The sequence below is a fragment of the Sinisalibacter lacisalsi genome (assembly GCF_014640115.1).
Lineage (GTDB): Bacteria > Pseudomonadota > Alphaproteobacteria > Rhodobacterales > Rhodobacteraceae > Sinisalibacter > Sinisalibacter lacisalsi.
Genome location: NZ_BMGI01000004.1, coordinates 166941 through 180853 on the forward strand (window position 1 = coordinate 166941; position 13913 = coordinate 180853).

Sequence of the window (13913 nt, forward strand, 5' to 3'; positions counted from 1 at the left end):
ACCGGGCCTCTACGAACTGCGCTACATGCTGAACGAGGGGCGCCGGGTGATGGCGCGCGCGCCGATCGAGGTGACCGAGCCGGAAGTTACCGTCAGCGGCCCGGAACAGGTGCGGGCGGGCGATGACGTGCCGGTGCAATGGACAGGCGCGGTGCACGAGCGTGACTATGTCACCATCGTTCCGGTCGGCAGCCCCGACAATGAAAGCGGCGGTTACAAGCGGGTTCAGAACGCCAGCGAGGCCGGTCTGACGGCGCCGGACGCGCCCGGCCTGTACGAGATCCGCTATGTTCTGAACGAGGGCAAGCGGGTGCTCGCCCGCCACAGCCTGGAGGTGCTCGCGGAGGATGCCCAGCTTTCCACCGGCGCGCAGCTGGACGCGCCGGCGAGCGCCGCGGCGGGCGCCACGATCGAAGTGTCGTGGGATGTCGACAGCAGCAGCGCCGATCAGCGCATCACCCTCGCCAGGGGCGATCAGCCGATCTTCACCTGGATCGAGGCGCACAAGATCGAAGGCCCGCCGCCGCTGCGTCTGACGCTGCCCGAGGAGCCCGGCCAGTATGAGCTGCGTTTCCTCGACGTGATCGGGCAGGAGGTGCTGAGCCGCGCGCCGATCGAGGTGAAGTAACCACGGGTTCGGCCGAGCCGAAAGCAAGGGCCCCCGCCGCGAGCGACATCGCGGCGGGGGCTGCCATCGCGGCCCCTGTTGCCGGGCGGGACGGCGGCTACGCAAGACCCATCGCCGTGCCGCGGCACGGACCCGCGCGCGATGACACCGGCTTCCTGCCAGCAGCGCGGGCTTTTCGCGCGCGATGACACCGGTGCCTGCTCCATTCCCCACCACCAAAGCATCCGCGAAATGGCGGCCCCGCCATGCCGGCGGCACGATCGCGGTCACTGGCCGTTTGGCTAGTCCATCAGGCTCAATGGTTTTGGGCCCCCGGCCCCGATACCCTGATTGCGTGGCCGATATCGCGTCCACGAGGTCCGGCAAGGTCGGCGGATCTTCACATCATGAGGCGGGTGGACGGACCTCCCCCAGAACACCCGTCGAGCTCCGAGATCGGGATTTCGAAAATGCAGAAGGCTTTCGTTTCCAAGAGTAGAGCGCTGCGTGAGCGTGATCCGCAAGCCATGGCGAACCCGGACCGGGTGCCCCCCAGACAGCCCAATATCGCATTTGCCGCCCTCCTGTCGGGCTATCCCGTCGCGCTCATCGCGATCGTCGCGCTTGTCGTGGCGGGGCGCCCGCTGCCGGAGGTATTGCTGATCGCCGTCGGCCTGCAGATCCTTGTGTTCTGCGGCGTTCTCGCCTTGGGCACCTTGCGCGCGACCTCTCCTGGTCTTCCCCCGCGCACCACCGGGGATACCCCCGACACGCCGCCGGAAACGGCCGACATCTGGCGCGTGTACCCGGGCCGGGGCGAGGGCGACGCCGCGTCTCGCATCGCCCTGATCTCGCCCGACATGGAGCAGAGCCGCAGTATCGCGACAGATCTCGCGGGCCTCGGGCGGGAGGTGCATCATACGACCGATCGCGACTCGATGTTCGCGAGCGTTCAGGCCCGGCCGGACGACTGGGGCCTGGTGATCTTCGATTTCGACGCCGCCCCCGACCTCGAAACCGGGGTAGACGACTTGCTCGACTTTCGCAGCGCTTGCCCCGACATGCCGGTGCTGCTTCTGTCCGGCGGATCGCTGCGCAGTGACTTTTCGTCCAACCGTCGGCCGATCGGCGACGCGACCCTGCGCAAGCCGGTGGTTCCGAGGCGTCTGATGGAAGGCATCGCGGCCGCCAGTCTGAATTCCGAAAGCTGCCGCCAAGGGGAAGGTGGCGGCGCGCAAGCGGCGGAGGCCGACATCCCCCAGGTGGCCAGCCGCGCGACGCCAAGTCAGCCCGGTTTTTCCGGCTGAAGGCCTGTTTCAAGCGGTTCGGGTGATCATTCGGCGGGCGTTTCGCCGGCCGACCGGGGCGTTGCGGAAAGCTGCGCGAAAAACACCCCGCAGCATCACTCGCGCTGGGGTTCAGGCCGTTTCCGGCGCCCGATCAGGCCAGCCAGTTGAGGTATCCCGCCACGGCGCCGTTGCGCGGATCGGCTTCGTCGATCTGGGCAAGGGCGGGGCCATCGGCGAGCACGGCGGCGAGGCTTTGCGCGACGGTTTCGGCCTGGCCGGGCAGGAGGTTGCAGGGGTCGAGCTGGAAATAGCCAAGCTCCACCTCGATGTCGCGCACGATCACCGCCGGGTCGAGCCTGGCGAGCCCCGCAGCGAAGCGGGCCGCACTGGCGCCGGCGGCGCGTTCATCGACGTTCACCTGCAGCCGGTCGAGCGGGTTGCCGGTCGGGTCGGCGACGATCTCGGCGCGAATGCCGGCAAGGCCCTGCAAGGCATCGAGCCACAGGTCGAGCGCGGCGCGTTCGCGGGCGCGGATCGCCGCGGCATCGCGCGCCATCCAGCTTTCCATCGCCGCCATCACGCCGGCGATACCTTCCTTGCCGACCTTCATGCCACGACCGATGCCGATGTTCTGCAGGTAGGCCGCGCGCACGAGGTCGCGCCGGCCCGCGATGATTCCGGAGGTCGGGCCGCCAAGGAACTTGTGGCCGGAATAGATCACCAGATCGGCGCCCTGGCCAAGGAACCCGGTGAGATCGTATTCGGAGGCGGCGTCGACGATCACCGGAACGCCGTGGGCATGGGCGATCTCGGCGAACCGGGCGAGCGGGATCTGGCCATAATGCACCACCTGGTGCGACACCACGTAGAAGGCGGCGGCCACGGTTTCGTCAAGCGCGGCCTCGAGCTGGTAGTCGGCCGCGAGCGTCGCGGTGCCGACCGGGCGAACATCGGCGCCGGTGAGGCGGATCGCCGTCTCGACCGGGGCGCCGTAGGAGCACAGGTGCCCGGCCTGCACCACCACCGAATTGCGGGGGCCCGGATCGCGGGGCAGGGCCTCGACCCGCCCGGGTGCGAGGCCGGTCATGCATCCGGCGACGGCGAGCGAAATCCCGGCGCTGGCCGAGGCGGTGATGCAGCCCGCCTCCGCCCCGGTGAGCCGAGCGATCACCCGGCTGGCCTCGGTTTGCAGATCGTGCATGTCGACGAAATGCGCCATGGCCTCCGAGGTGGCCGCGCGCACCGAGGGCGCCGAGACCGAGGCGCCAAGCGAGGTCATCGTGCCGCTCACGTTTATGATCCGGCGCAATTCCTGCGCGTCATGCCAAGCCCAAGGGTTCGTTTTCATGTCATTTCCCTCCCCCCGTGTTGGGGCCAAGCCCGAGTGTTAGGGCATCATCGCGCGCTGGTCCATCGGGGCGCGCGTTCGGGCGCGGATGGGCGGCTTGCCGGTTCATGCCGCTCGGCAGGCCGATGCCGTCGTCCTGGCGGCCGTCTCGGAGTTTTCTTGACACAAGGAAACCGGGCCGCTTAGGTGGAATACACTAAACCGGACATAATTCCGGTATAGTGGAATAATAATCAACCCGCCGCGGGGGCGCCTGCGGCACCCAACAGCGGAGAGAAAGCATGAATATGAAATTGGTTCTTGCGACGACATTCGCGGCCCTGATGGCCGCGCCGGCCGTGGCGCAGGATGGCGACAAGCTCAAAGAGGTGCTCGATCGCGGTTATCTGATCCTCGGCAGCGGCTCGACCAACCCGCCTTGGCACTTCATGGACGGTGACAACCAGCTCACCGGCTTCGACATCGACATGGGCCGCCTCGTGGCCAAGGCGCTGTTCGGCGACCCGGACAAGATCGAGTATGTCCAGCAGTCGGGTGACGCCCGGATCCCGAACCTCGCGACCGGCAAGGTCGATCTGACCTGCCAGTTCATGACCGTGACCGCCGAGCGCGCGCAACAGGTCGAGTTCACCATTCCCTACTACCGCGAAGGCGTTGGCCTGCTGCTCATGGAAGGTGGCGACTATGCCGATTACGAGGCCCTGAAGGCCGGCGGCTCGGATGTGACCGTTGCCGTGCTGCAGAACGTCTATGCCGAGGAAATGGTGCACACCGCGCTGCCCGAGGCGACCGTCGACCAATATGACAGCGTCGACCTGATGTACCAGGCGCTCAACTCGGGCCGGGCCGAAGCCGCGGCGACCGACCAGTCGGCGCTGCGTTGGTTCATGGTGCAGAACCCGGGGCGCTACCTCGATGCCGGCTATGGCTGGAACCCGCAGACCTATGCCTGCGCGGTGCAGCCGGGCGATCAGCGCTGGCTCAACTTCGTCAACACGGTTCTGCACGAGGGCATGACCGGCGTCGAGTTCCCGTTCTATTCGGCGAGCTTCGAGAAGTGGTTCGGCACCGAGCTGGAATCGCCGCAGATCGGCTTCCCGGTCGAATACAAGTAACCTCCAGGGCATCCGGGACGCACCGTTTTGGACTATGATTTCAATTTCGCCGTCGTCTGGCGCAACTGGGACCTCCTCGCCCAAGGGCTGGGGCTCGGGCTCTCGCTTGCCGTCTTGTCGATCGCGATCGGAACCGGAATCGGCCTGATCGCGGCGTTCGGGATGCTCTCGAAACTTCGGCCAGTGCGTTGGATCGCGCTGGCCTACGTATCGGCCATTCGCAACACGCCGATCCTCGTGCTCATCCTTTTCACCTACTTCGCCCTGCCGCAGATGGGCGTGCGGCTGGAGAAGATCCCCTCTTTCATCTTCACGCTTTCGATCTACGCGGGGGCCTATCTTGCCGAGGTGTTCCGTGGCGGGCTCGTTGCCTTGCCATTGGGGCTGCGCGAGGCCGGGCTGGCGATCGGGCTGACCGAGTTCCGCACCAAGATCTACATCATCATCCCGGTGATGATGCGCAACGTGCTGCCGTCGCTGTCGAACAACTTCATCTCGCTGTTCAAGGACACGTCGCTCGCGGCCGTGATCGCTGTGCCCGAACTGACCTATTATGCCCGAAAAATCAACGTCGAAAGCTTTCGCGTGATCGAAACCTGGATGGTCGCCTCGCTGATCTACGTGGCCGCCTGTTACATCATCGCCAGCCTTCTGCGCCGGCTCGAAGCCCGGCTCGCGATCCCGCGCTGAAAGGACATCGCATGAATTTTACCCTGTTTTTCGCCGATCTCTGGACCGCGCGCATGAACCTTCTGAACGGGCTTGGACAGACGGTCCTCATTTCCGTGGGTTCGGTGTTTCTCGGCACGCTGCTGGGCGTAGCCGTCGGCCTTGCCCTGACCTACGGCCACTGGCTGCTGCGCTTCGTCGTCCGCATCTACACCGACTTCCTGCGCGGCACGCCGGTTTTTGTGCTGATCCTGGCCTGCTTCTACATCCTTTCGGTGGTCGGCATAGATCTGAGCGCCTTCGAGGCGGGCGTTCTCGCGCTCACCCTGTTCTGTTCCTCGCATGTGGGCGAAATCGTGCGCGGTGCCCTTAGCGCGATCTCCAAGGGGCAGACGGAAGCGGCGAAATCCATCGGCCTGACCTTCCGGCAGTCATTCGTCTACGTCCTGATGCCCCAGGCGCTTCGCCAGATCCTGCCGACCTGGGTCAATACCGCGACCGAGATCGTGAAGGCCTCGACGCTGCTGTCGATCATAGGCGTCGTCGAGTTCCTGCTCGCCACGCAGCAGGTGATCTCGCGCACCTACCTGAGCCTTGAGTTCTACCTCTTCGCGGGGGTTGTCTACTTCCTGGTCAATTTCGCGATCGAACAGGCGGGGCGCTTCGTCGAACGGCGCATCGCCATCCCCAATTGAGGTAGACATGACACAGGTTCTGAAAATCACCGACCTGCACAAGCGCTTCGGCGATCTCGAGGTGCTGAAGGGGATCGACCTGACGATGCAGAAGGGTGACGTGGTTTCGCTCATCGGCTCGTCGGGGTCGGGCAAGACCACGGTGCTGCGCTGCATCAACCTGCTCGAGGATTTCGAGCGCGGTACGGTCGAGATCGCGGGCGAGGCCATCGGATACCGCCACGACGGCCGCAAGCGCCGCCGGCTGCCCGAACGACAGATCGCACGCCAGCGGGCGATGACGGGCATGACGTTCCAGCAATTCAACCTGTTCCCGCACATGACCGCCTTGGGCAACGTCATGCTCGGCCTTCTGAAAACCCAGAAGAAGCCGAAGGAGGAGGCGCGTTCGATCGCCGAGAGCTGGCTCGAGCGGGTCGGCATGGCCTCGCGCAAGGATCATTACCCCGGCCAGCTTTCGGGCGGTCAGCAACAACGCGTGGCGATCGCCCGGGCCATCGCGATGAACCCGCAACTCATGCTCTTCGACGAAGTGACCTCGGCGCTCGATCCCGAACTGGTCACCGAAGTGCTGGCCGTTGTGCGCGATCTCGCGGCAGACGGGATGACGATGTTGATCGTGACCCACGAGATGCGGTTCGCCCGCGATGTCTCGAGCCGGGTCGTGTTCATGCACGAAGGGCGCATCCATGAGGAAGGCCCGCCCGACGAACTTTTCGGCGCCCCAAAAACCGAGCGTTTGCAGGGCTTTCTCGCGAGATCGGAATTCTGAAAGAGGAGACGACCAATGACAATCAAGAGGCACGGCGTCGGTGAAGGCAAGGGCAGCAGCGGCAGATCCTTGCCCTTCGCCAAGGCGACGGAAGCGGACGGCTGGCTGTACGTGTCGGGGCAAACCCCGATGCGGGACGGCGAAGTGGCGGGCGTGGGCATCGTCGAGCAGGCGCATATCGCGATCCAGAACATGCTCAAGATCGTCGAGGACGCCGGCTATGGGGTTGAAGACATCATGCGCGTCGGCGTCTGGCTCGACGATCCCCGCGATTTCTGGAGCTTCAACGGCGTTTTCGAAACATATTTCGGCGAAAACCCTCCCGCGCGCGCTTGCGTCCAGTCTTCGCTGGTGGTGGACTGCAAGGTAGAAGTCGACTGTATCGCGTATCGCAAGGCCTGATCCGGAATCGGCCCAACACCAAATCGGCCGTGGCAAGGAACGCAAGATGAAGGACGGGCATGAACGCAAGAGAGCGCGCGGCATTGATCGCGCGTTCGACATTCTTGATCACCTGAGGGCGGTCAAGAGCCCGCAACGCCCCGCCGATATCGCCCAGGCCCTCGGCGCGCCGCGCTCCACGATCTACGATCTGGTCAACACGCTTCTGGATCACGGCATGCTGGAAGAGGCCGACGGAAAAGGTGCCGTCTTTCTCGGCCGCAGGCTGTATTTTCTCGGCCTCGCTTACGACGAGCACTTCGACCTCACCCATAAGGTCGAGAGCGTGATGCAAGAGATCACCGAGCGCAGCTCGGAAACCACGCAGTTCTGCATGCTCGATGGCGACAAGTATACCGTGGCGCTCCAGGTTGAAGGCAACAGGCCGTTCCGCATCAGCGGCGATATCGGCGACCGCACACCCATTCCCTGGACCGCGTCGGGCCGGCTGCTGCTGGGCGGGATGAGCGACGAAGAGATCCTGTCGCTGATCCCGCCGGAGGATTTCACCCTTCCGGGCGGCGACCGGCTCGACGTGGCCCGCTACCTCGCCGAAATCCGCAAGGCCCATGCCGCCGGATTCTTTTCCTTCGACAGCATCGTCGACACCTTCACACATTGTTTCGCCGCGCCGGTGCGCGATCGCGCCGGCAGATGCGTCGGCACCATCTGCATCGTGGCGCCGAAGGACGACGCGGTCACGCATTACGAGACCTACCGAGCGATGCTGATCGAGGCGAGCGAGAGCCTGTCGCAAACCATGCCCTGACGTTTCGTCCCGGCGTCGGCGGGTCGCCTTCCGTCCGCCCGTGCCACGAAAAACTTGAACGCCCGGCGAAATCCGACGATCCTCGCACCCACAGACAGGCCAGACGGCAAGTGTTGGCCGGGATCGCCGATCATCGGCGGGGCGGAAATTCCGGAAGGGCACCTTGGACGACACTTCTGACACCACCTGGGCGATTGCCCCGCCCGATCTGCGGCCGCGCCCCGACAGCGAGGTGGGCTGGTGGTTCCTGCAGGGCAGGGTGGCGCTGCCCGATGGCACCTCGCTTCACCTGATGGTCGCCTTCTTCCAGGTCCACTCCGAAGATGGCGACGACCAGGCCGACATGCTCCTGCTGCATGTGCTGCCCACGCGGCCGGGGGCGCGGCCCTTCGTGGTCAGCCGGATGACACCGGGCGTGTCGCGCCTTCACGAGATCGTCGCCCGGCGCATCGCGCGCCACGTGCTGCCCGGCCCGATCGCGCGATTCCTCGCGCGCCGGCACGCGGTGCTGATGTCGGACCGGGCGCGGCACGACGGAGTGGTAACGCTCGAGGACCATGCCGAGGTCGGGCCCGAGGGGCTCGACATCCGGTGGCGCGATTTCGCGCTGGCGGATGCGCCCGACGGCAGCCTGACACTGATGATGCCCGGCGACGCCGACGGCACGCCGCTCACCCTCGCGCTCTGCCCCGAACGCCCTTGGATGGAGGATCACGGCGCCCGGCTCGATCCGAGGAACCGCCCCGATTATGCCTACCTGTGCTGCCCGCGCCTGTCGGCCAGCGGCCATCTCGGCGATCAGCCGGTGCACGGCACCTTGTGGATGGACCGGCAGTGGGGCGGTTTCGAGAACTGGTTCTTTCAGCGCAAGCGCCGCGGTTTCAGCCTGGTCGGTTGGCACTGGGCGGGGTTGTCGCTGGACAGCGGGCACGATTTCCTGGCCTGGCGGCGGATGGTGGTCGGCGACAGCAGCGAAAGGGATTGCTATGTGGTGCGGTTCGACGATCGCGGCGTCGGCACCACCCGTGGGCAACTCGAACCAACGCCAGCGCCGCGCTGGATCAGCCCGCGCAGCGGCATCGGCTACCCGCTCGCGCACCGGCTGGTGCTGCCGGAGCTTGCCGGCGAGATCGAGATCATGCCGGTTATCGAAGATCAGGAGATCCCCGTCTTCGGCGCCCCGTCGATCTGGGAGGGCGCGGTGACGGCGCGCGGCCATCTCGACGGGCAGGCGGTCGCCGGGCACGGCCGGCTCGAACTCTACGGCCACGGCTATGCCGCCGGTGTCGGCGATTACCTGCGCCAGCATCTGCGCCGCCGCCGCGCCGGCTGACCGGCAGATGCGCCCCGAGCCGCGGCCTCAGTCGCCGATCGGTTTCGGCCCGGTATCCTTCGACAGCGTGACCAGCGAGGTCCGGATCCGGCGCAGGAATTCCTTCACCTCCTCGGGCCGCTCGCGCGCGGCCCCCGCGGCCAGAACGTCGATGATCGCGATGAAGACGAGGCGCGAGGCGGAGGGCTTGTAGATGTCCTGGTCCTCGGGAATGTCGATCCCGATCGACACGTCGGTCAGGTTGGCGAGATCCGATCCCGACTTGGTCAGGCTGATCGAGCTTGCGCCGTACTGGCGCGCGATGGAGATCGAATCGAGCAACTCCTGCGGCTGGCCGCTGGCGGAGATCGCGAAGACGACATCGCCGGTCGAGAGGGTCGAGGCCAGCATCCGCTGGAAGTAGCCATCCGCGTGGGCTTCGGCGGGCAGGCCGAGGCGGAAAAACCGGTTGGCCCCCTCGCGGGCGACATTGGCCGAGCCGCCGCCGACCCCGAAGAACACGATCCGCCGGGCCCCCGCCAGAAGCGCGATCGCCTCGGTCATGGAGGCGTTGTCGAGCTGTTGGCGGGCGGTGTTCAGCATGTCGACCAGGGCGCCGAAAACCTGCGAGACGAGTTGATCGGTCTGCGAGGCTTCGGCGCTGTTGCCGTCGAGGTATTGCAGGCTGACGGCCACGCTCTGCGCCAGGCGGATCTTGAAGTCGCGAAAGCCCTCGCACCCGACACTGACGCAGAACCGATGCACGGTGGCCGCCGACACGCCCGCGGCCTGGGCGATTTCGCCCTGCGTCAGAAACGAGATCTGGTCGAGGTTCGACAGGACGAAATCGGCGACCCGCTGCTCACGTTTGCGCAATTCGCCGTTCAGGCTTCGCATCTTCGAGATGATGTCGATCACCTGTTGCATGAAAATGCTCTCAGCTCTCCGGCTTGTAGGCGGTCACGTCCATTTCAACCTTGGCGTCCACCATCAGCGCCGACTGAACGGTGGAGCGGGCCGGAGGGTTGTCGATGAAATAACGCTCGAACACCTTGTTGAAACTCGTGAAATCTCTCGGGTCGTCGAGCCATACGTTCACTTTGACCACATGTTCAAGGCCGCAGCCCGCGGTTTCGAGCACCGCGATGATGTTTTGCATCACCATTTCGGTCTGTTCCACGATGCCCCCGGTGATGATCTCGCCGTCCTTCGCGGGAACCTGTCCGGACACGAACACGAAGTCGCCCGCCCGCACCGCCTTGGCGAAAGGGCGCGGGGTGCCGCCGGCAGCTGCATCGGCGGTTTCGAGTCGGGTTATGCCTGTCTGGGTTTCGGCCATTTATCTCTCCTGTGAAAACTTCTTACATTTTGGGGGCAAAAATGGGTTGATTTCAACCGTATTCTGCCTGATGGTCGGCCAAAATGAAAAAGAATTACAAAATGGGGCATGGCGCCCCGTGCAGATCCAAGCAGAGGAGGAGTCTCTCATGACGATCACATCATGGCTGAAAACCGCTACGGCTGCGGGGGCGTTTCTCGCCATCGCCGGCGCGGCACAAGCGGAAGGCGTTTTGCGCTACGCAACGGTTGGCGAGCCGCCAACGCTCGACCAGCAGGTCGTGACCTCGGACCTGGCGACGACGATTGCCCAGCACGTCTTCGAGGGCCTTTACACCTTCGATTCCTCCAACTCGCCGGTTCCGCTTCTCGCGGCGGGCGAGACGATTTCAGAGGATGGCAAGACGATCACCATCGCGCTGCGCGAAGGCGTCAAGTTCCACAACGGCCAGGACATGACCTCCGCCGACGTGGTCGCGTCGCTCAAGCGCTGGGGTGAATTCGGGTCGCGCGGCGGGTTGCTGTTCGAACATGTCGAAAGCGTCGAAGCCACCGGCGACCACGAGATCAGGATCACCCTGAGCGCGCCGTTCGGCCCGTGGAAAAACCTCATGGCCTTCTTGAATGGCGGTCCGGCGATCTATCCCGCCTCGATCGTCGAGGGCGCGGGCAAGGAACCGCTTTCGCCCGAGAACTACATCGGCACCGGCCCCTACAGCTTCAACGCCTGGGAAGCGAACCGCTACGTCGAGCTTGTGCGCTTTGACGACTACGTGTCGCCCGAGGGCGAGGCCGACGGTTACGGCGGCGAGCGGGTCGCCGAGTTCGATGCCCTGCGCTTCATCCCCGTGCCGGACGTGGGCACGCGGGTTTCGGGGCTCCGGGCCGGCGACTACGATTATGCCGAGAGCATCCCCGGCGACCTCTTCGCCGAACTCGAGGGTGACCCGAACGTCAATACCATTCTGAACGGCGGCCCGCTCTTCGGCCTCGTGTTCATGAACTCGAGCGCTGGCCCGCTTGCCGAGAACTACGCGCTTCGGCGCGCGATCCAGCAGGCGATCGACAAGGTTCCCGCGCTGCAGATCGCGATTGGCCCGGAAGGCCTGTGGCGGTCGAACGGGTCGTTCCTGCCCGAGGGCAACGTCTGGTATACCGAGGCGGGCACGGAAGCCTTCAGCCAAGGCGATGCCGAGGGCGCGCGCGCGGCCGCGGAGGCAGCCGGCTACACCGGCGAGCCGATCAAGTTCATGGTCTCGACGAACTACCCGTTCCACTACGATACGGCGATCGTCTACACCAAGCAGCTTGCCCAGGCCGGCTTCAACATCGATCTGCAGGTCTATGACTGGGCCACGCTGATCGAGAAGCGGTCGCAGCCCGACCAGTGGGACATGTTCTTCACCCACCACGGGTTCGTGCCCGATCCGATCCTGATCTCGGTGATGAACGACAACTACCCCGGCTGGTGGGCGACGCCCGAAAAGGCCGAGTTGAAGGCGGCGTTCACCGCCTCTTCCGATCCGGCCGAGCGGGTGGATATCTGGTCGCAGATCCAGGAACTGATCTACGAGCAGGTGCCGACGATGAAAACCGGCGATGTCTATACCTACAACATCGCGTCGCCGGAGCTTGACGGACTTGGAGAGGCCACGCTGATCTGGCCGCACTTCTGGAACGTCTCGAAGTAATCCTCCCTGCAGGCGCCCGCCACACAAAGGGTGGGCGCCTGCTCCTGTTTTCTGGGACCACGCGAACCCGATGCTCTTCTACACAATCAAACGCCTGCTCGCGCTGATCCCGACGCTGCTCGCCGCGACGATGCTGGTGTTTCTGTTCGTTCACCTCATCCCCGGCGATCCCGCCTCGATCCTTCTGGGCGACACCGCGACCCCCGAGGAAGTGGCCGCGCTCACGCGCGAACTCGGCCTCGATGAGCCGCTCTGGACGCAATACCTCATCTGGCTCGGCAACGTGCTGCAGGGTGATCTGGGAACCTCCGTGTTCTTCGGCACGCCGGTGCTCACGGTGATCGCAGACGGGGCGGAAACCTCCATCCTGCTGGCCACGATGACGATGGTCTGGATCGTGCTGTTCGGGGTGCCGATCGGGATCGTCTCGGCGATGAACAAGGGCCGCTGGATCGACCAGATCACCTCCGGCGGGGCGATGCTTTTCGCCTCCATCCCGACCTTCTGGCTTGGCCTCTACCTTATCCTGCTGTTCGCCGTCGGCCTCGGCTGGCTGCCGTCATCCGGCTTCCCGTCGTTGACCGATACCGGCGGTGTGACCAACCTGCGCTACCTGATCCTGCCCAGCCTCACGCTCGCGGCGCCCAATGCCGCGCTCATCATCCGCCTCGTGCGGGCCTCGATGCTGGACGTGTCGCGCGAAGACCACGTGCGGACGGCGCGCGCCAAGGGGCTGCGTCCCAGCCGGGTGGCGATCCGGCACATCTTTCGCAATGCGCTCATATCGGTGACGGCCGCCTTCGGCTTCACCTTCGCCGCGCTCGTCTCCGAGGCCGTCGTGACCGAAACCGTCTTCTCGCTCCCCGGGATCGGACGCCTCGTGGTGCAATCCATCCTGCGGCGCGACTACCCGGTGATCCAGGGCGTGATCCTCGTGATTGTGGTGCTCTACATGTTCATCAACCTGCTCGTCGACCTCGCCTACGCACGCCTCGATCCAAGGATATCTCTGAAATGATGGCCGTTGCCAGCATCCGCTCGGTCTTTGCCGGGCGCACCTTTGCACAGATCGGCCTTGTCTGGCTTGCCTTCGTGGCGCTGGCCGCGATCTTCTCGCCGCTCATCGCGCCGTTCGACCCTTACGAGATCGACCCCATCGCGCGCCTCACCGAGCCCGGCTGGCCGCACCTGTTCGGCACCGATCACTTCGGACGCGACAGTTTTTCGCGGGCCCTCTACGGCGCGCGCATGACGGTTCTGATCGGCCTCGGCGCCGTGATCGTCGCACTCCTGACCGGCGGGCTGGTGGGGATGCTTTCGGCCTATTTCACCCGTCTGGGCCATGTGCTGATGCGGGGCGTCGACGTGCTCATGGCGTTTCCCGCGCTGTTGATGGCGCTGGTGCTGATGACCCTGCTGGAACGGTCGGTGATGAACACCATCATCGTGATCGGCGTGGTCTATGCGACCACCACTGCGCGGATCCTGTTTGGCATGACGCTGAAGCTCAAGGGCGAGGTGTTCGTCGATGCCGCGGTCTGTTCGGGTGCGGGCCATGCCTCGATCCTGTTTCGCCACATCCTGCCCAACCTGGTTTCGCCGCTGCTGGTGCAGGCCAGTTTCATCTTCGCCTTCGCCCAGCTTCAGGCCGCGGCGCTCGATTTTCTCGGTCTCGGCCTGCCGCCCGAGGTGCCGAGCTGGGGCAACATGCTTTCGGAGGAGCGCATCTACGTGACCCGCGCGCCCTGGCTCCTGATCTTCCCCGGTGCGCTGATCATCCTTTCGGTGTTCTCGATGAACCTCGTCGGCGACGCGATGCGCGACAGCATCGACCCGCGGTTCAAAGACGATATCGCGGGGGTGTGAC

General features: G+C 65.2%; 14 protein-coding genes and 1 pseudogene. 12 read left to right on the top strand and 3 right to left on the bottom strand.

Annotated elements, in window-relative coordinates; genetic code table 11:
* Both IEW01_RS12770 and IEW01_RS12775 read left to right on the top strand, forming a co-directional pair.
* A pseudogene (locus IEW01_RS12770) lies at positions 1-628 on the top strand (hypothetical protein); the annotation flags it as partial.
* A gap of 449 nt (positions 629-1077) precedes the next feature.
* A complete protein-coding gene (locus IEW01_RS12775; protein WP_188528292.1) occupies positions 1078-1914 on the top strand; it encodes a DNA-binding transcriptional response regulator in 837 nt (278 codons plus the stop codon).
* Positions 1915-2047: 133 nt separating this feature from the next.
* Here the strand turns inward: IEW01_RS12775 and IEW01_RS12780 are convergent, their stop codons facing one another.
* Positions 2048-3244 (bottom strand): aminotransferase class V-fold PLP-dependent enzyme, encoded by a 1197-nt coding sequence (locus tag IEW01_RS12780; RefSeq protein WP_188528294.1) that lies wholly within the window; start codon positions 3242-3244, stop codon positions 2048-2050.
* A 281-nt stretch (positions 3245-3525) separates the two neighbouring features.
* Here IEW01_RS12780 and IEW01_RS12785 point away from each other — a divergent pair, with 281 nt between their 5' ends.
* The 7 genes from IEW01_RS12785 (at position 3526) to IEW01_RS12815 (ending at position 9038) form a co-directional block, all read left to right on the top strand.
* On the top strand, positions 3526-4359 hold the full coding sequence (locus IEW01_RS12785; RefSeq protein WP_188528296.1) for a transporter substrate-binding protein: 834 nt from the start codon (positions 3526-3528) through the stop codon (positions 4357-4359).
* A gap of 27 nt (positions 4360-4386) precedes the next feature.
* On the top strand, positions 4387-5049 hold the full coding sequence (locus IEW01_RS12790; RefSeq protein ID WP_188528298.1) for an amino acid ABC transporter permease: 663 nt from the start codon (positions 4387-4389) through the stop codon (positions 5047-5049).
* Positions 5050-5060: 11 nt separating this feature from the next.
* Complete coding sequence (locus tag IEW01_RS12795; protein WP_188528300.1) at positions 5061-5723, top strand: amino acid ABC transporter permease; 663 nt, start codon at positions 5061-5063, stop codon at positions 5721-5723.
* A gap of 7 nt (positions 5724-5730) precedes the next feature.
* Positions 5731-6495, top strand: a complete 765-nt coding sequence (locus IEW01_RS12800) for an amino acid ABC transporter ATP-binding protein (RefSeq protein WP_188528302.1) — start codon at positions 5731-5733, stop codon at positions 6493-6495.
* A gap of 15 nt (positions 6496-6510) precedes the next feature.
* Complete coding sequence (locus IEW01_RS12805; RefSeq protein WP_188528304.1) at positions 6511-6897, top strand: RidA family protein; 387 nt, start codon at positions 6511-6513, stop codon at positions 6895-6897.
* 46 nt (positions 6898-6943) lie between these two features.
* Entirely contained in the window at positions 6944-7705 is a 762-nt protein-coding gene (locus IEW01_RS12810; RefSeq protein WP_188528306.1) for an IclR family transcriptional regulator, read from the top strand.
* 163 nt (positions 7706-7868) lie between these two features.
* Positions 7869-9038, top strand: coding sequence for a lipocalin-like domain-containing protein (locus tag IEW01_RS12815; protein WP_188528308.1), 1170 nt, complete (start codon positions 7869-7871; stop codon positions 9036-9038).
* Between the two features lie 27 nt (positions 9039-9065).
* On the opposite strand, the gene IEW01_RS12820 is transcribed toward IEW01_RS12815, so the two are convergent.
* Together IEW01_RS12820 and IEW01_RS12825 are read right to left on the bottom strand one after the other, a co-directional pair.
* A complete protein-coding gene (locus IEW01_RS12820) occupies positions 9066-9944 on the bottom strand; it encodes a MurR/RpiR family transcriptional regulator (protein WP_188528310.1) in 879 nt (292 codons plus the stop codon).
* A 10-nt stretch (positions 9945-9954) separates the two neighbouring features.
* Entirely contained in the window at positions 9955-10356 is a 402-nt protein-coding gene (locus IEW01_RS12825) for a RidA family protein (protein ID WP_188528311.1), read from the bottom strand.
* 148 nt (positions 10357-10504) lie between these two features.
* Here IEW01_RS12825 and IEW01_RS12830 point away from each other — a divergent pair, with 148 nt between their 5' ends.
* The 3 genes from IEW01_RS12830 (at position 10505) to IEW01_RS12840 (ending at position 13912) form a co-directional block, all read left to right on the top strand.
* Complete coding sequence (locus tag IEW01_RS12830) at positions 10505-12046, top strand: ABC transporter substrate-binding protein (protein WP_188528313.1); 1542 nt, start codon at positions 10505-10507, stop codon at positions 12044-12046.
* 70 nt (positions 12047-12116) lie between these two features.
* Positions 12117-13064 carry an ABC transporter permease gene (locus IEW01_RS12835; RefSeq protein WP_188528315.1) on the top strand — a complete coding sequence of 316 codons (948 nt, stop codon included), beginning with the start codon at positions 12117-12119 and terminating at the stop codon, positions 13062-13064.
* The gene (locus tag IEW01_RS12840) at positions 13064-13912 is read left to right on the top strand and encodes an ABC transporter permease (RefSeq protein WP_229738243.1); all 849 of its coding nucleotides are present in this window, start codon (positions 13064-13066) and stop codon (positions 13910-13912) included. The genes IEW01_RS12835 and IEW01_RS12840 overlap by 1 nt, the downstream gene beginning before the upstream one ends.
* Position 13913: the final 1 nt, after the last annotated feature.